Source organism: Rhizobium sp. ARZ01 (assembly GCF_014851675.1).
Classification (GTDB): Bacteria; Pseudomonadota; Alphaproteobacteria; order Rhizobiales; family Rhizobiaceae; genus Mycoplana.
This window is the reverse complement of the sequence record NZ_JACVAE010000001.1, coordinates 1835331-1849610: the sequence shown is the minus strand read 5'-3', so window position 1 is coordinate 1849610 and position 14280 is coordinate 1835331. Positions and strand designations below refer to the sequence as shown.

Here is a 14280-nt window from a genome sequence, read left to right as displayed (position 1 = left end):
CTCAACGCTCCGCCAGCTTGGGGTTGAAGCGATCGCGCAGGTAGTCGCCGATGACGTTGACGGCCAGCACGAGGATAACCAGAACGGTCGCCGGCATCACGGCAATCCACCAGAGCCCGGAAAACAGGAACTGGTTGCCGATGCGGATCAAGGTGCCGAGCGAGGGATAGGTGGGCGGCATGCCAGCACCGAGAAAGGAGAGGGTAGCCTCCGTCAGGATCGCGCCGGCGAGATTGATCGTGGCAATCACCATCACCGAACTCATAACGTTTGGCAGGATATGCCGGCCCATGATGCGGCCGGAGGGCAGGCCGATCACCTTGGCGGCACGCACATAGTCGCGCGCCACCTCCACCATCGTCGAGGCGCGCACCGTGCGGGCATATTGCACCCACTCATTGACCGCGATGGAGAAGATCAGCACGAGCGGCGCCCAGGTGAGCATCGTATCGGCGCTGAGCTGCGCGCGGGCGATGCCGCTGATGAGCAAAGCGACGAGAATGGTCGGGAAACTGACGAGCACGTCAGCGATGCGCATCACGATGCTGTCGACGATGCCGCCAAAGAATCCGGCGATCAGGCCGAGCAAGACCCCGACCATCGCCGCGAACAGGACCGCGCCGATGCCGATCAGCACCGAGATGCGCAGGCCGAACAGGATGACCGAGACGAGATCGCGTCCCTGGTTGTCGGTGCCGAGCAGAAAGCGGGGGTCGCCGCCCACCATGAAGGCCGGCGGTATTTCCATGTCCATCAGCGAATAGGAGGACACGTCGCGCGGATCCATCGGTGCAATCAGCGGGGCGAAGATCACCAGAACCAGCATGATTGCCAGGACGATGCCTGCGATCATCACGGAAACCGGGGGAAGCCGATAGAGCAGGGATTGCCGGGTCATCAATTCGTCCTCAGCCGGGGGTCGATGAAGGTGTAGAGAATGTCGACGATCATGTTGATGAACACGAACAGGAAGCCGACGAACAGCAGGTAGGCCGAGAGAACCGGGATATCCGGATAGCCGACCGCATTGGTGAAAAGCAGCCCCATGCCAGGCCACTGGAACACTGTTTCGGTGACGATGGCGAAAGCGACAAGCTGGCCGATCTGAAGACCGGTGACGGTGACGACCGGCATAAGCGCATTGCGCAGCGCCAGCTTGCCATAGATGTAGGATTTCGGCAGGCCGCGCGCGAATGCAAAGCGGATGTAGTCGGAGGAGAGCACGTCGATCATCTCCGAACGCACCAACCGCATGATCAGCGTCAGTTGGAACAGCGCCAGCGTGATCGACGGCAGGATCAGCGATTTCAGACCGGAGATCGATAGGAAACCAGTTTGCCACAGCCCGAGGTCGACGAGATCACCGCGACCGGAGGAGGGGAGCCAGCGCAGGTTGACGGCGAACACCAGGATCAACAGCAGGCCGGTGACGAAGGTGGGCATGGAAATGCCGACCAGCGTTGCCGACTGGGTGAGCCGGGAGAGGAAGGACCTCGGCTTTAGTGCGGTGAGCACGCCGAGCGGGATGCCGATCGCAAGCGCCAGGACGGTTGCGACGACGACAAGCTCCAGCGTGGCGGGAAGCCGGTTGAAGAGCAGGCTCACCACGGGCTGCTGGTATCGGAAGCTCGTGCCGAGGTCGCCAGCCAGCACTCTGCCGACGAAATCGAAAAACTGCACCACGAGCGGCTTGTCGAGGCCGAGCGTCGCGCGCAACGCATCCTTTTCCGCCTGGGTCGCGCCCTCACGCACCATGGCGGCGACCGGATCACCAACGAAGCGGAACATGACGAAGGCAATGGCCGTGACGGCGAGCATCACGAGGATGGCCTGGAGCAACCTGACCGAGAGAAGTCTGATCATCGGATAGTCCTTGCGGGGGCGAAGCGGCCCAAAGAGCGGAAAACCGGACCATTTCGGTCTGAGTCCTCCGCGCCGTCGACCGCTTACTAGGGATCGTGCCGGATCTGCCTAGCGGTCCCGGCCAGCCTACGCCGGCCGGGACCGCTGCTCGGGAGAGTTTACCTCTTGACCTGTGCGAACCACGGGCGAACGTATTCATCCGGGAACTGCGGCATGTCGACCTTGTCGCTCATCGCCCAGGCGACCGGCTGCTGGTGCAGCGGCAGGTAGTGAACCTGATCACGGTTGATGCGGAACGCCTGCTTCAGCATGTCGACGCGCTTGGCCTCATCGAGTTCCACAGCAGCCGCATGAGCCAGCTTGTCGATGTCAGGGTTGGAGAGCCCGTCGGTATTGCTGCCACCAAAGGTCCCGTCATTGGTGGCGAGCAAAGCCTGCAGCACGCTGAAACCGTCCATTGGCGGCAGGGAGGCCCATCCGAGAAGGTAGCTGTCGAACTCGCCCTTGTCCGTACGCGGGAAATAGGTCGTCTTGCTCTCGACGCTCAGACCGGCTTCGACGCCGATCTTGGCCCACATCGATGCCACCGCCAGGCAGATCTGTTCGTCGGCGATGTAGCGGTCGTTAGGGCAAGCGAGCCCAGTCTTGAAACCATCGGGGTAGCCAGCTTCCGCCAGCAGCGCCTTGGCTTTCTCGACGTCATAGGGCAGCGGCACGTCGATCGTTTCGTCGTAGCCGGTCACCGCCGGAGCGACGAGCATACCGGTGACGCGCGACTTGCCGCGCATCAAGCGCTTCTGGATCGTATTGACGTCGATGGCGTGCCACAGGGCCTGACGTACCCTGACGTCGCGCAGCGGATTGGGCTTGCCCGGGGTCGCATGAAGTTCTGGCCGCTGGCTCAGGACGAGAAAGATCGTACGCAGTGACGGGTTTTCGACGACCTTCAGCCCCTCGGTGGCAGCGATGCGATCAATATCCTGCAGCGGCACCGGGGCGATCATGTCGACTTCGCCTGACAGTAGCGCTGCGACCCGGGTGGCGTCGGAAGCGATCGGACGGAACTCGACCTCGTCCAGATTATGTTGCGGCTTGTCCCACCACTCCTTGTTCGCCTCGAAGACCGAGCGGGAATCCGGCTCGTAGCTCTTCAATTTGAAGGCACCGGTGCCATTGGCGTGGTTGCTCGCGTAGGTAACGACGCCGGTCGATGCATTGCCCGGCTTCAGCGCGTCATGCTCCTCCATCCACGGCTTGCTCATCATGTAGATGGCGGCGAGATCGTTGAGAAGCAGCGGATAGGGGCCGCGCAGGATGAGGTCGACAGTGTACTCGTCTACCTTCTCGACACCGGTGACGGTAGAGAGGTTTTCCTTGTTGCGTGCACCGGGATCGATCTGGCGCTGGATTGTCGCCACCACGTCGTCGGCGTTGAACGGTTGTCCCTCGTGAAATTTCACGCCCTGACGCAGATTGAAGCGCCAGCGGGTCGGTTCGATGATTTCCCAGGAAGTGGCGAGCGCCGGCTCCAGCACCAGATCCTTGTTGCGGCGAACCAGCGGGTCGAAAACCATGTGCTGGACGCTCTGGGTGAAGCTGTCGACCTGCGCGTTCGGGTCGTAGGAGATGACATCCCCAGACGAAGCCCAGCGCAGCGTCTCGGCAGCGCCCGGTGTAGCGAGAGGAATGAGGATGGCAATCCCTGCCAAAAGGGTCCTGATGGTGGCGTTCACAGCATGCTCCCGTTTTGTGTATACGTATCTTTGATATTTTTGGATACTAATGTTCCCGAAAATGACTGTACATATGATGTGCACAATATCAAGATAGCATAAGTGGTATTTGATGATGCGCGGTATGGCGCCACGCTTCGCGCATTTGGAAGGAGATTTCGATGACAACGTCCTTGCTGATTGAAAACGGCGTGGTCCTGACCATGGACGGAAACCGGCGCATTCTCGACGGTGGCTATGTGCTGGTTGAGGACGGACGCATCGCCGCGATCGGGGCCGGGGACTACCCCCAAGAGAGTCGGGCGGAAAGAATCGACGCTTCCGGCATGGTTGTCATGCCGGGCCTCATCGATACGCATGCGCATGCGGGCCATATGCTGACGAAGGGACTGGGCACCGAATCCGAGGACTGGATGAGCGTCACCGGCCGCATCTACGCCCAGGCGACCGACCCGGAATTCTGGGCAGCGGAGGCGGCCCTGTCGGCAGCCGAGCGCATTAAATGCGGCACAACTACGGCTGCGCTACTGTTCGGAGGTGGGCCGGACATCATGCGCACCGAGGCGCCGGACGCTGCCGAAGCGCATCTCGCCGCCATCGCTGCCATGGGTGTGCGCGAGGTTCTTGCGGTCGGCGCGAATAGGCCGGGGCACAGCCATGTGTATCGGCAGTACACGCAGGCTTCGTACGGGGAAGTTGCCGTCTCTCCCGACCGCCAACTCGACGTTGCTGCACAACTGGTCGACGACTGGGTGGGGCGTGACGATCGACTGCGCGTGGTCTTCTCCTTGCCGGTATTCGATGCAGCCGAGCTTCAAAACGAAACAGCATACACAATTGCGCGCAGGACGCGCGATCTTGCGCGGGAAAGCGGTGTTCTCCTTGTGCAGGACGGTCACCGCGACGGATCGATTGCCGCCAATGATGCGCGGCTCGCCCTGTTTGACGAGCGGTCGCTGCTTGCCCATTGTATCGACCTGACGGACGCCGACCGGGCGGTCCTAAAGCGCACCGGCGCCAAGGTGGCGCATAATCCGAGCGCCCTGATGTCGGTTTATGGCCGCTGCCCGGCGCCCGAACTGATGGAGGACGGCGTCACGGTCTCGCTCGGCACCGATGCCGCCGCGCCCGACCGCTCCTTCGACATGTTCCGCAACATGTTCCAGGCGCATCGCTATCACGCTCGCCACTTCGGCGACGATGCTGTGCTGCCGCCTGCCCAACTTCTGGAGATGGCAACGATCGAGGGCGCACGCGCGCTGTCGATGGAGGGGGAGATCGGCTCACTCGAAGAAGGTAAGCGCGCTGATATCCTACTCGTCAATATGCGGCAGCCGCATCTCTGGCCTCCGGTCGATCCGGTGCAGCGATTGGCGCGCTTTGCCAATGGTGCGGATGTGGACACGACCATCGTCGGCGGACGGGTGCTGATGCGTGGGCGACGGCTTGTCGGGCAGGACGAAGGTGCGATCCTCGACCGCGCGGAGCGTGCTTTCCGGCTGGCAATGCAGCGTGCGGGACTCGTTTGACCTCCGCGCGCAACAGGTGGAAATGCGAGAGGATCCATGATGGCCGCAGACCTGTTCATCCGCAATGCCCGCCCGTTCGGCGGACCTCCGGTTGACCTCTTCATCCGCGATGGCCGGTTCGTCGCGGCAAATGAGGTCCGTTCGGCAATCGAGATCGACGCGACCGGGCATATCGCCTTGCCGGGTCTTGTCGAAGCACACACCCACCTCGACAAGACGCTTGTCGGCATGGACTGGTTCGAGAACCGCGTCGGCCCGACCCGCAACGACCGCATCTTGGCCGACCGCAAAGCCAAGCGTGAACTTGGCATCGACGCGCGCCGGCAATCAGCCCGCCAGATCATGCAGACGCTTCCCCACGGCGTTCTGCACATTCGCAGCCATGTCGATGTCGACACCGAAATCGGCATCGCCAACATCGAGGGTGTGATCAAAACCCGGGAGGCGTTGCGCGGTCTGGTCGACGTGCAGATCGTCGCCTTTCCGCAGAGCGGCATGCTGCAGCGAGAGGGTACGCTCGAACTGATGGATGCGGCCTTGAGGGCGGGTGCGGACATTGTCGGTGGCATCGACCCTGCCACCATCGAGCGCGATCCGGTGCGCCATCTCGATGCTATCTTTGAGCTTGCGGATCGCCATGCAAAACCGGTCGACATCCATCTGCACGAACCAGGCGATCTGGGCGCCTTCTGTCTCGAACTCATCCTCGAGCGCACCCGTGCCTTGTCGCTGCAAGGGCGGGTGATGGTCAGCCACGCCTATTGTCTCGGCGTGCTTGATTCCGCGCGTCAACAGGCGTTGATCGAGGTGCTTGCAGCGGAGCGCGTCGCGGTGATGACCGTCGGCAGCCCCTCGGCGCCGGCCCTGCCGCTGCGCCTGATGCGGCAAAGCGGCGTCGTGGTCGCCTCCGGCTCCGACGGCATTCAGGGCACCTGGGAGCCATGGGGCAATGGCGACATGCTGGAGCGAGCGAAGTATCTGGCGCAGCGCAACGGCATGACGAATGATTCCGATCTGGAGGAAACCGCGCGGGTCTGCACGTACGGCGGCGCAGAAGGCCTCGGCCTCGACCACTACGGCTTTTCCGAGGGCTGCTTCGGCGATCTGGTGCTCGTGCCGGCCCGAACCATGGCGGAAGTTGTGGCCCTCACACCGCAGAAGCGAACTGTCATCCGCCGCGGCTGTGTCCTGGTGCGCGGCGGCGAACCGGCCGGTGACCTGCCGGCGATTGAATAAACTTACTCATTGGGGCGGGCCGGCGATTGTCCCGGCAAAACGTTCGCCCCGCACGGGAACAGGAAATGCCGTAACAACCATTCCTTTGCCATCGGCCGACGCCTTTACGGCTCGGGCCATGCAGTGATAGTTGTTACAAATCCTCGGCTTTGCAAGCGTTTCGGGCCGGAGGCTTCGCTACTCTTTCAGGACACCCATGACCCCCAAACCTCGTGATGGAAATCAGAAATCGGCGGTATCCAAATCTGATGCCGTCTACCGCACCTTGAAGCGCGCCATCCTCGATCAGGCGCTTGCTGCAGGGACGAAGCTTCCCGAGGATTCGATCGGCGAACGACTCGGCGTCAGCCGCACGATCGTGCGGCAGGCGCTCGCGCGGCTCAATGGCGAGGGCTTGATCGAACTGCGCCCGCACAAGGGAGCTTGTGTCAGCCAGCCGAGCCTGGAGGACGGTCGAAACATCTTCGCGGTGCGTCGGGCGTTGGAGACGCTGGTGGTCGATAGCCTGATCGGCAAGCTGACGGCCCAGCAGATCAAGCAACTCGAGGCGCATGTGGAGGCCGAAGACAAGGCGCGACTCGATAATCCGTCGATCTCGATCCAACTCGCCGGCGAGTTTCACGTCCTGCTCGCGGAACTGACGGAGAACGGGATCTTGTCGCGATACGTCACCGAACTCGTTTCGCGATCGTCCATGGTTCTGTCGCTCTACGGACGCCCGCATTCTTCAGACTGCGCAGTGTCGGAGCATCGTGAACTGATTGCCGCCCTTGCCCGCAACGATCGGGAAAAGGCGTCCGAATTGATGGATCACCACATCGAGGCGATAACGACCCGCGCGCTGCTGAAGACCAATTCGGAAAAGGATTTTCCGGATCTCCTTGCGGCCTACGCCAAGGAAGAGGGTCTGTAGGCACTCCCGTCTTGCCGCGGACAGAGGTGGGGTCATCTTTTCTTTCCGCCGCCACCTGACCCATGGGATCGACCTCATTTCCCGTCGCGCCGCGCAAGCGCCTAGCCGTATACAATATGTATCGGATACATGGTGCAGGACCCACGAAGGCGATGCACGCAGCGGGCTACCGCGTAACCTGCTTGTTTTCCTTCTGTCAGCGGTGGCGGTTCTCGGCATTGTTCCTGAATCAAGTTGATCCGGGAAAAGGTCCCGTTTTTAGATAGATATGGGCTCGCCATTGCCCTTCGCCTGGGTGGCAGTTTTGGTGGCGCTGGCGCCGCCAGTTCATTTGTCTAAGGATTTTTAGTATGAATAGAACACCTAAATTGGATGCAATGTTGACATAAAAGTGGATGCGATACAGGATGCGCCTGGTCAATCGCACCAAGAGGGTCAGCATGACAGACGCATCCGTTCCCCCTGCGGTTTCCGTCCGAAAGGTCGGCAAGAGCTTTGGCAAGGGCATCTATGCTGTCCCAGTGCTCGACAACGTGTCCGTGGACATCGGTCGGCGCGAGTTCTTCACGCTTCTCGGTCCCTCGGGCTGCGGCAAGACAACGCTGCTGCGGCTGATTGCAGGCTTCGAGACCGCGGACAGCGGTTCGATCGCCATCGAAGGGCAGGACGTGACCGCGATCCCGCCCTTCCGTCGCCCGGTCAACACCGTGTTCCAGAGCTATGCGCTTTTCCCGCACCTGACGGTGGCGCAGAACGTCGCCTTTGCGCTGGAGGAACAGCGGCTTGCGCGCGATGCCATCAAGAATCGCGTCGGCGAGGTGCTGGAAATGGTGCGGATGGGGGGCTTCGCCCACCGCCGTCCGGCCGAACTTTCGGGCGGCCAGCAGCAGCGGGTGGCGCTCGCTCGCGCGCTTGCACCGCGCCCAAGGGTGCTGCTTCTCGATGAACCCCTGTCGGCACTCGATCTCAAGCTCCGCAAGGAGATGCAGATCGAACTGAAGCAGTTGCAGGCCGAGGCCGGCATCACGTTTCTCTTCGTCACCCACGATCAGGAAGAGGCGCTAACCCTTTCTGACCGCGTCGCCGTTATGCAATCCGGCAAGATCCTGCAAATGGGCCCGCCGCGCGAGATATACGAGGCGCCGACCCATCGTTTCGTGGCCGACTTCATCGGCGACATCAATCTGTTGGAAGGCGAGGCCTTGCCGGGCAGGGGGGTGCGCCTCGACTCGGGTATCGTCCTGCCACTGCCCCACGAGGTGTCGGGGCGTGTGACGGTCGCGGTCCGGCCGGAGCGCGCGCGGCTCGTGCCGACCGGGGAGGGCGCGCTTGAAGCCACGGTCATCCATTCCGCCTATCTCGGCACCGCCATGCTGCACAAGCTCGGCCTGCCGGACGGCAGCACCTTCCTGCTGCGGCAAACCGAATCGTCCGAATCGCCGCCGGAGACGGGCAGCGCGGTCGGCCTGGCGCTGCCGGTTGAAGCCCTGCGGGTGCTCGCACAATGACGCATCAGTCCACCTTGCGTCGATCCCTGCTTCTCGCGCCGTCCCTGGCCGTCATCCTGGTCCTGATCGGCCTGCCGCTTTGCCTGATGGGCTGGATCTCCTTTCTTCAGAAGGGCGGCAGCGCCGGGGTGGACTGGAATTCCGCCCCGTCCGCCGCGAACTACGTTCGCCTCGTCTGGGAAGAGGACTTCGACGGCACGATGATCCTCAACACCAGCTATCTGGTGATCTTCCTGCGATCCGTCGCGCAGGCCGCGGTGACGATGCTGCTCAGCCTGCTGCTCGGCCTGCCGGTCGCGCTCTGGATCGCCAGCCTTTCGCGCACCGGGCGCGACATCATGCTGCTGCTCATCACGATCCCGTTCTGGACCAACCTTCTGGTCCGCAACTACGCCTGGCTCATCATCCTGCGCGAGGATGGTTGGGTGGCCCAGGCTGTGAACGCCCTTTCTCCCTTCGGGCCGGTGCAACTGCTCTACAATGATGTCGCCGTCGCCATTGGCCTGACCTATTCCTTCCTGCCGTTCATGATCCTGCCGCTCTATACGGTCTTCGAGAAATTCCACTGGCGGCTGCTGGACGCCGCCCATGATCTCGGCGCGACACGCGCACGCGCGCTTCGCCGAGTGGTGTTGCCCATTGCGACGCCCGGCATCGTGGCGGGATGTCTGCTCGTCTTCATTCCGTGCCTCGGCGCCTTCGTCACGCCAGCGCTTCTCGGCGGCGGAAAGACGCTGATGCTCGGTAACATCATCCAGATGCAGTTCGGCGCCTCGCGTAACTGGCCCTTCGGGGCTGCGCTCTCGGTGGTGCTGCTCGCGGTCATGCTGATCGTGATGACCGGCATGGCGCTGTGGCGGAACAGGAGGACTGCATGAGCCCCAAGCGTTTTCCCTTCACACGTGAAATCTCGCTTGCCGTGCTGGCCTATCTCTACGTGCCCGTCATCGTGCTGATCGCCTACAGCTTCAATGCAAACCGGACGGCGACGGTCTGGACCCATGCCTCGCTCGACTGGTACGGCCGCATTCTGATCAACCCGTCGATCCGGGCGGCCGCCTGGAACTCGCTGGTGCTGGCGGTTTGTGCGGCGACGGCTGCGACGATCCTTGCCCTGATGGCAGCGCTTGCGATGCGACGCGCCTTTCTCGGCCGGGGCGCGTCGGAAACGGTCCTAAACGCGCCGCTGATTCTGCCCGAGATCGTGGTCGCGGTGGCGACGCTGCTGCTCTTCGTCTCGGTGGGCGTGCAACTCGGTCTCGGCGCGATGATCGCCGCCCATACCGCTTTCTGCATCCCCTTCGCCTATCTGCCGATCCGGGCCCGTCTGGAGGGGATCAGCGCAAGCTACGAAGAGGCCGCTTTCGATCTCTACGCCAATCGCTTTCGCACCTTCCGCAGGGTGACGATGCCGCTCTTGTGGCCGGGCGTCATGGCGGGCTTTACGCTCGCCTTCGTCACCAGCCTCGACGACTTCCTGACCTCGTTCTTCCTGGCCGGTCCCGGCACGACGACCCTGCCGGTCTACATCTTCTCGGCCATCCGGGCGGGCATCACGCCGGAGATCAACGCGATCTCGGCGGTCATGCTGATCGTCTCGGTGCTGCTCGTTTCGCTGTCGTTTTTTCTCGGCCGTTTGCGCCGTTAACCTGGAGGAGTACCGCAATGCCCTTGAAAGCCTGCTTTGGTGCAGCCCTTGTCGCCGCAACCCTCTTTGCGCTGCCCGCTGCGGCGCAGGATGCGGAGAAGACGCTCTTCTTCTACAACTGGACGGACTACTACCCGGTCGAGCTTCTGACGAAGTTCGAGAAGGAAACCGGCATCAAGGTGATCCTCGACGGGTTCGACAGCAACGACACGCTGCTGGCGAAGCTCCAGTCAGGTGGCGCATCCTACGACGTGATCGTGCCGAGCGACTACGTCATTCCGGGCCTGATCAAGGACGGGTTGTTGATGAAAATTGACACCAACCAGATGTCGAACTACGCCCACATGAAGGACGCGTTCAGGAATCCCGATTTCGACCCGAAGCACGAGTATTCGGCGCCCTACCTCTGGGGCGTGACCGGTCTTGCCTATGACAGCGCGCAGGTCGAAGGCGGCACGCTGGAAGCCAGCTGGAAGGAGTATTTCGAGCCGCGTCCGGGCCTCGAAGGCAAGATCGCCGCGCTCGACACCGCCAGCGACGAGATCCTCGCCGCCTCGCTCTACCTCGGCATTCCGCAATGCACAGAAAGCAACGAGGACGCCGCCCGCATCCTCGAATTGCTCCAGGCACAGAAGGAGAAGCTGAAGCTCTACAGCTCCGACAGCACGGTCGACCGCATGGCCTCCGGCGAAGTCGCGATGCATCATGTGTGGAACGGTGCCACGGCCCGTGCGACCGCGCAGCGCGACACGATCCGCTTCCTCTATCCGAAGGAAGGCACACCGATGTTCCGCGACAACTTCGCGGTTCCGGCCAACGCCCCGCATCCGGAAAACGCGAAGATCTTCATCAACTGGATGATGGCGCCCGAGAATGCGGCCGCGGTGTCGAACGCGATTGCCTATGCCAACGCCATCAAGTCCGACGAGTTCCTCAAGGATCAGTGGAAGAAGATGGAGGCGATCAACATGCCCGAGGAATACGCCCCGAGGCTGGTGCCGACGCAGGATTGCGGCCCGAAGGCCCGAGAGCTGCGTGACCGGATCTGGACCCGCCTGAAGGGCTGACACCGATCGGACAGATGACTGATGCGCGGTCTTGTGGCCGCGCATCGAAACCAGAGAGGCGAGCATGACCACCACCTATACCAATCTGCGCGACATGGATGGACAGTCGATCGGCATCCGCTGCTCCAGCGGCGTGATCGAGGCGATCGGCGCCGGCATCACGGCCCCCGATGCGGTCGATTGTGAAGGGCGGCTGGTCCTGCCCGCCTTCGTCGAGCCGCACGTGCATCTCGACAAGACGCTGTGGGGGGAGGGTTGGCAGCCCGGTCAGCGCGCCGCGCGGCTGCGCGACTATATCGACAATGAGCGTCGCGTTCTCACGGCAAATCCAACCCCGCCGGAAGAGCGCGCCTCCCGCCTGCTCTCCGAAATGCTACGTTACGGCACCACGGCGGTTCGCTCGCACATCGACGTGGCGCCCGACATGGGCCTTTCGCATGTCGAGGCCATGTTGCGGCTGCGCGAGAGCTGGCGCGACAAGGTGGACCTGCAATTCGTGGCCTTTCCACAGCAGGGGCTTCTGTGCCGTCCGGGCACCACGGAACTCATCCGGCAGGCGATCGACATGGGCGTGGAAACCGTCGGCGGCCTCGATCCGGCCGGCATCGATGGCGACCCCGACGGACAGCTCCGTTTCGTCTTCGACCTCGCCGTCGAGAAGGGGGCAGGCGTCGACATCCACCTCCATGACAAGGGCGAACTCGGTGCGTGGCAGATCGAGCGCATCGCCGACTATACCGAGGCGTCCGGGCTGGCCGGCAAGGTCATGGTCTCGCATGCCTATTGTCTCGGCATGATTGCGCCGGCGAAGCTTGAGAGGATTGGCCGACGGCTCGCTGACCTGCGCATCTCGTTGATGACTTCGGCGCCAGCCGATGTGGCCGTGCCGCCTGTCGAGCAGTTGACCGAACTCGGCGTCACGCTCTGCTGCGGATCGGACGGCATTCGCGACGCCTGGTCGCCGCTCGGCAATGGCGACATGCTGGAGCGCGCCTTCCTGACCGCCTACCGCTTCGATTGGAACACTGACGCCGATTTCCGCCGCGCGCTCGGTTGCGCCACGGACGGTGCCGCAAAGGCAATCGGCCTCGCCGACTACGGACTGCGGGCCGGTGCGCGTGCCGATTTCGTAATGATCGAGGCATTGAACGTTGGTGACGCGCTCTGCCGCCGGCCGGCTGGTCGCCGCGTCGTGCGCCGGGGCGCGGTGGTTTGCGGATGAGGCCAGCCATGCGGGACAACGGGACATGAACATTGATTTCACGACGCTTCCCGGCTGCGACCGCTACCGTCTGCTGACCAATTTCATCGGCCCGCGTCCGATTGCCCTTGTTGGAACCCGCTCTCCGGCCGGGCACAACAATGCCGCGCCGATGAGCTTTTTCAACGTGTTCGCACACGAACCGCCGCTGGTGGTGCTCGGCATCCAGACCCGCGGCAATGGCGACGAGAAGGACACGGTTGCCAATATCCGCCGCACCGGCGAATTCGTCGTCAACATGGTCGACATGGCGCTCGCCGAGGCGATGATCGTCTGCAGCGTCAACTTTGCCTCCGAGGTGGACGAGCTGGATTTCGCCGGCCTGACGCCGGTGCCATCCAAGCAGATAGATGTCGCCCGCATTGCCGAAAGCCCGTGCAGCTTCGAATGCAAGGTCGAGCGCATTCTCGATTATCACAAGCGTGTCCTTGTCATCGGCGAAGTCGTGCATATGCACATCGATGACCAGTGCCTTGATGCCGACGGACGGTATGTAAACCCAATGACCTACCAGCCGATCGCCCGGCTGCACAACGACAACTACATCACCTCTCACCATCAATTCGAGCTGAAGAAGCCGGACGAACTATTGCATTACGAGGTCGCCCAGGTGATCCCGAGGCCGGAAAGGGCCGTTCCATGATCCGCATCCACGTCATCAATCCGAATTCCACCGCCTCCATGACCGATCAGATCGCACGCGCCGCCGAGGCGGCCCGGTCGGCAGGGTCGGTGATCGATGCGGAGACCGCCACGGGCTCTCCCGCGTCGATCGAGGGCTATTCTGACGAAGCCATGGCCGTGCCGGCGATGCTGGCCGCCATTCGTGCCGCCGACATGCGGGGCGCATCGGCGCATGTGATTGCCTGCTTCGACGATCCCGGCCTTGCCGCTGCCCGCGAAGTGGCCTCCGGCCCTGTCATCGGCATCTGCCAGGCAGCGGTGCAGGTGGCGGTCACCGTGGCGACACGCTTCTCCGTCATCACTACGCTGCCGCGGTCGGTGCCTGTAATCGAGGACCTCGTGGCGCATTATGGCGCCGCTGCCCGCTGCCGCCGTGTGCGCGCGGTCGACCTGCCAGTCCTGGCGCTCGAGGCCGACCCGGACACCGCACGCGCGAAGCTTCTGGCCGAGGCCCGAGTAGCAATTCGCGAGGATGGCGTCGACGCCATTGTTCTCGGCTGCGCCGGCATGGCGGACCTGTGCGCCTGGCTTTCGCGCGAAACGGGCGTGCCGGTGATCGACGGGGTGACGGCCGCCGTCAAGCTCGCCGAGGCGCTGGCGAGCGGCGGCTTTCGCACCTCGAAGACCGGTGCCTATGCCTATCCACGCGACAAGTCCGGCGACCTGGTGGTCTCACGCTCCGCCTGCTAACATCAATTCGGCGTCCTCTGCCGAATGGCGGGAAATCTCCGAAATCAGCTTGATCTCTTCGTCGTGCGATTTGTCGAGGTGCCCATAGGCGTAGGTGATCGCCATCCCGCGTAGATCGTGGAAGGTCACACCTTTGATCTCCAGTCTG

General features: G+C 62.9%; 14 protein-coding genes. 10 read left to right on the top strand and 4 right to left on the bottom strand.

The window, feature by feature from the left end; all coding sequences use genetic code 11:
• Window position 1: 1 nt before the first annotated feature.
• From IB238_RS08840 to IB238_RS08830, 3 genes are all read right to left on the bottom strand, one after another.
• Entirely contained in the window at window positions 2-898 is an 897-nt protein-coding gene (locus IB238_RS08840; protein WP_192245408.1) for an ABC transporter permease, read from the bottom strand.
• Window positions 898-1863 (bottom strand): ABC transporter permease, encoded by a 966-nt coding sequence (locus IB238_RS08835; RefSeq protein WP_192245406.1) that lies wholly within the window; start codon window positions 1861-1863, stop codon window positions 898-900. The genes IB238_RS08840 and IB238_RS08835 overlap by 1 nt, the downstream gene beginning before the upstream one ends.
• Before the next feature lie 158 nt (window positions 1864-2021).
• Window positions 2022-3596, bottom strand: coding sequence for an ABC transporter substrate-binding protein (locus tag IB238_RS08830; RefSeq protein WP_192245404.1), 1575 nt, complete (start codon window positions 3594-3596; stop codon window positions 2022-2024).
• A gap of 161 nt (window positions 3597-3757) precedes the next feature.
• On the opposite strand from IB238_RS08830, the gene IB238_RS08825 reads away from it, so the two are divergent.
• The 10 genes from IB238_RS08825 (at window position 3758) to IB238_RS08780 (ending at window position 14132) form a co-directional block, all read left to right on the top strand.
• Window positions 3758-5125, top strand: a complete 1368-nt coding sequence (locus tag IB238_RS08825; RefSeq protein ID WP_192245403.1) for an amidohydrolase family protein — start codon at window positions 3758-3760, stop codon at window positions 5123-5125.
• Window positions 5126-5164: 39 nt separating this feature from the next.
• Window positions 5165-6361 carry an amidohydrolase gene (locus IB238_RS08820; protein WP_192247543.1) on the top strand — a complete coding sequence of 399 codons (1197 nt, stop codon included), beginning with the start codon at window positions 5165-5167 and terminating at the stop codon, window positions 6359-6361.
• A gap of 196 nt (window positions 6362-6557) precedes the next feature.
• Window positions 6558-7274, top strand: a complete 717-nt coding sequence (locus IB238_RS08815) for a GntR family transcriptional regulator (protein ID WP_192245402.1) — start codon at window positions 6558-6560, stop codon at window positions 7272-7274.
• Window positions 7275-7714: 440 nt separating this feature from the next.
• Entirely contained in the window at window positions 7715-8782 is a 1068-nt protein-coding gene (locus IB238_RS08810; RefSeq protein ID WP_192245400.1) for an ABC transporter ATP-binding protein, read from the top strand.
• Entirely contained in the window at window positions 8779-9660 is an 882-nt protein-coding gene (locus IB238_RS08805; protein ID WP_192245398.1) for an ABC transporter permease, read from the top strand. The genes IB238_RS08810 and IB238_RS08805 overlap by 4 nt, the downstream gene beginning before the upstream one ends.
• Window positions 9657-10430: an ABC transporter permease gene (locus tag IB238_RS08800; RefSeq protein ID WP_192245396.1), complete on the top strand. Its 774-nt coding sequence runs from the start codon at window positions 9657-9659 to the stop codon at window positions 10428-10430. Before IB238_RS08805 ends, IB238_RS08800 begins: the two co-directional genes overlap by 4 nt.
• Window positions 10431-10447: 17 nt before the next feature.
• Window positions 10448-11497 carry an extracellular solute-binding protein gene (locus IB238_RS08795; protein WP_192245394.1) on the top strand — a complete coding sequence of 350 codons (1050 nt, stop codon included), beginning with the start codon at window positions 10448-10450 and terminating at the stop codon, window positions 11495-11497.
• A gap of 64 nt (window positions 11498-11561) precedes the next feature.
• Window positions 11562-12719: an amidohydrolase gene (locus IB238_RS08790; RefSeq protein ID WP_192245392.1), complete on the top strand. Its 1158-nt coding sequence runs from the start codon at window positions 11562-11564 to the stop codon at window positions 12717-12719.
• Between the two features lie 25 nt (window positions 12720-12744).
• A complete protein-coding gene (locus tag IB238_RS08785) occupies window positions 12745-13401 on the top strand; it encodes a flavin reductase family protein (RefSeq protein WP_192245390.1) in 657 nt (218 codons plus the stop codon).
• Window positions 13401-14132, top strand: a complete 732-nt coding sequence (locus tag IB238_RS08780) for an aspartate/glutamate racemase family protein (RefSeq protein WP_192247539.1) — start codon at window positions 13401-13403, stop codon at window positions 14130-14132. The genes IB238_RS08785 and IB238_RS08780 overlap by 1 nt, the downstream gene beginning before the upstream one ends.
• On the opposite strand, the gene IB238_RS08775 is transcribed toward IB238_RS08780, so the two are convergent.
• The gene (locus tag IB238_RS08775; RefSeq protein WP_246723510.1) at window positions 14115-14261 is read right to left on the bottom strand and encodes a hypothetical protein; all 147 of its coding nucleotides are present in this window, start codon (window positions 14259-14261) and stop codon (window positions 14115-14117) included. The genes IB238_RS08780 and IB238_RS08775 overlap by 18 nt on opposite strands.
• Window positions 14262-14280: the final 19 nt, after the last annotated feature.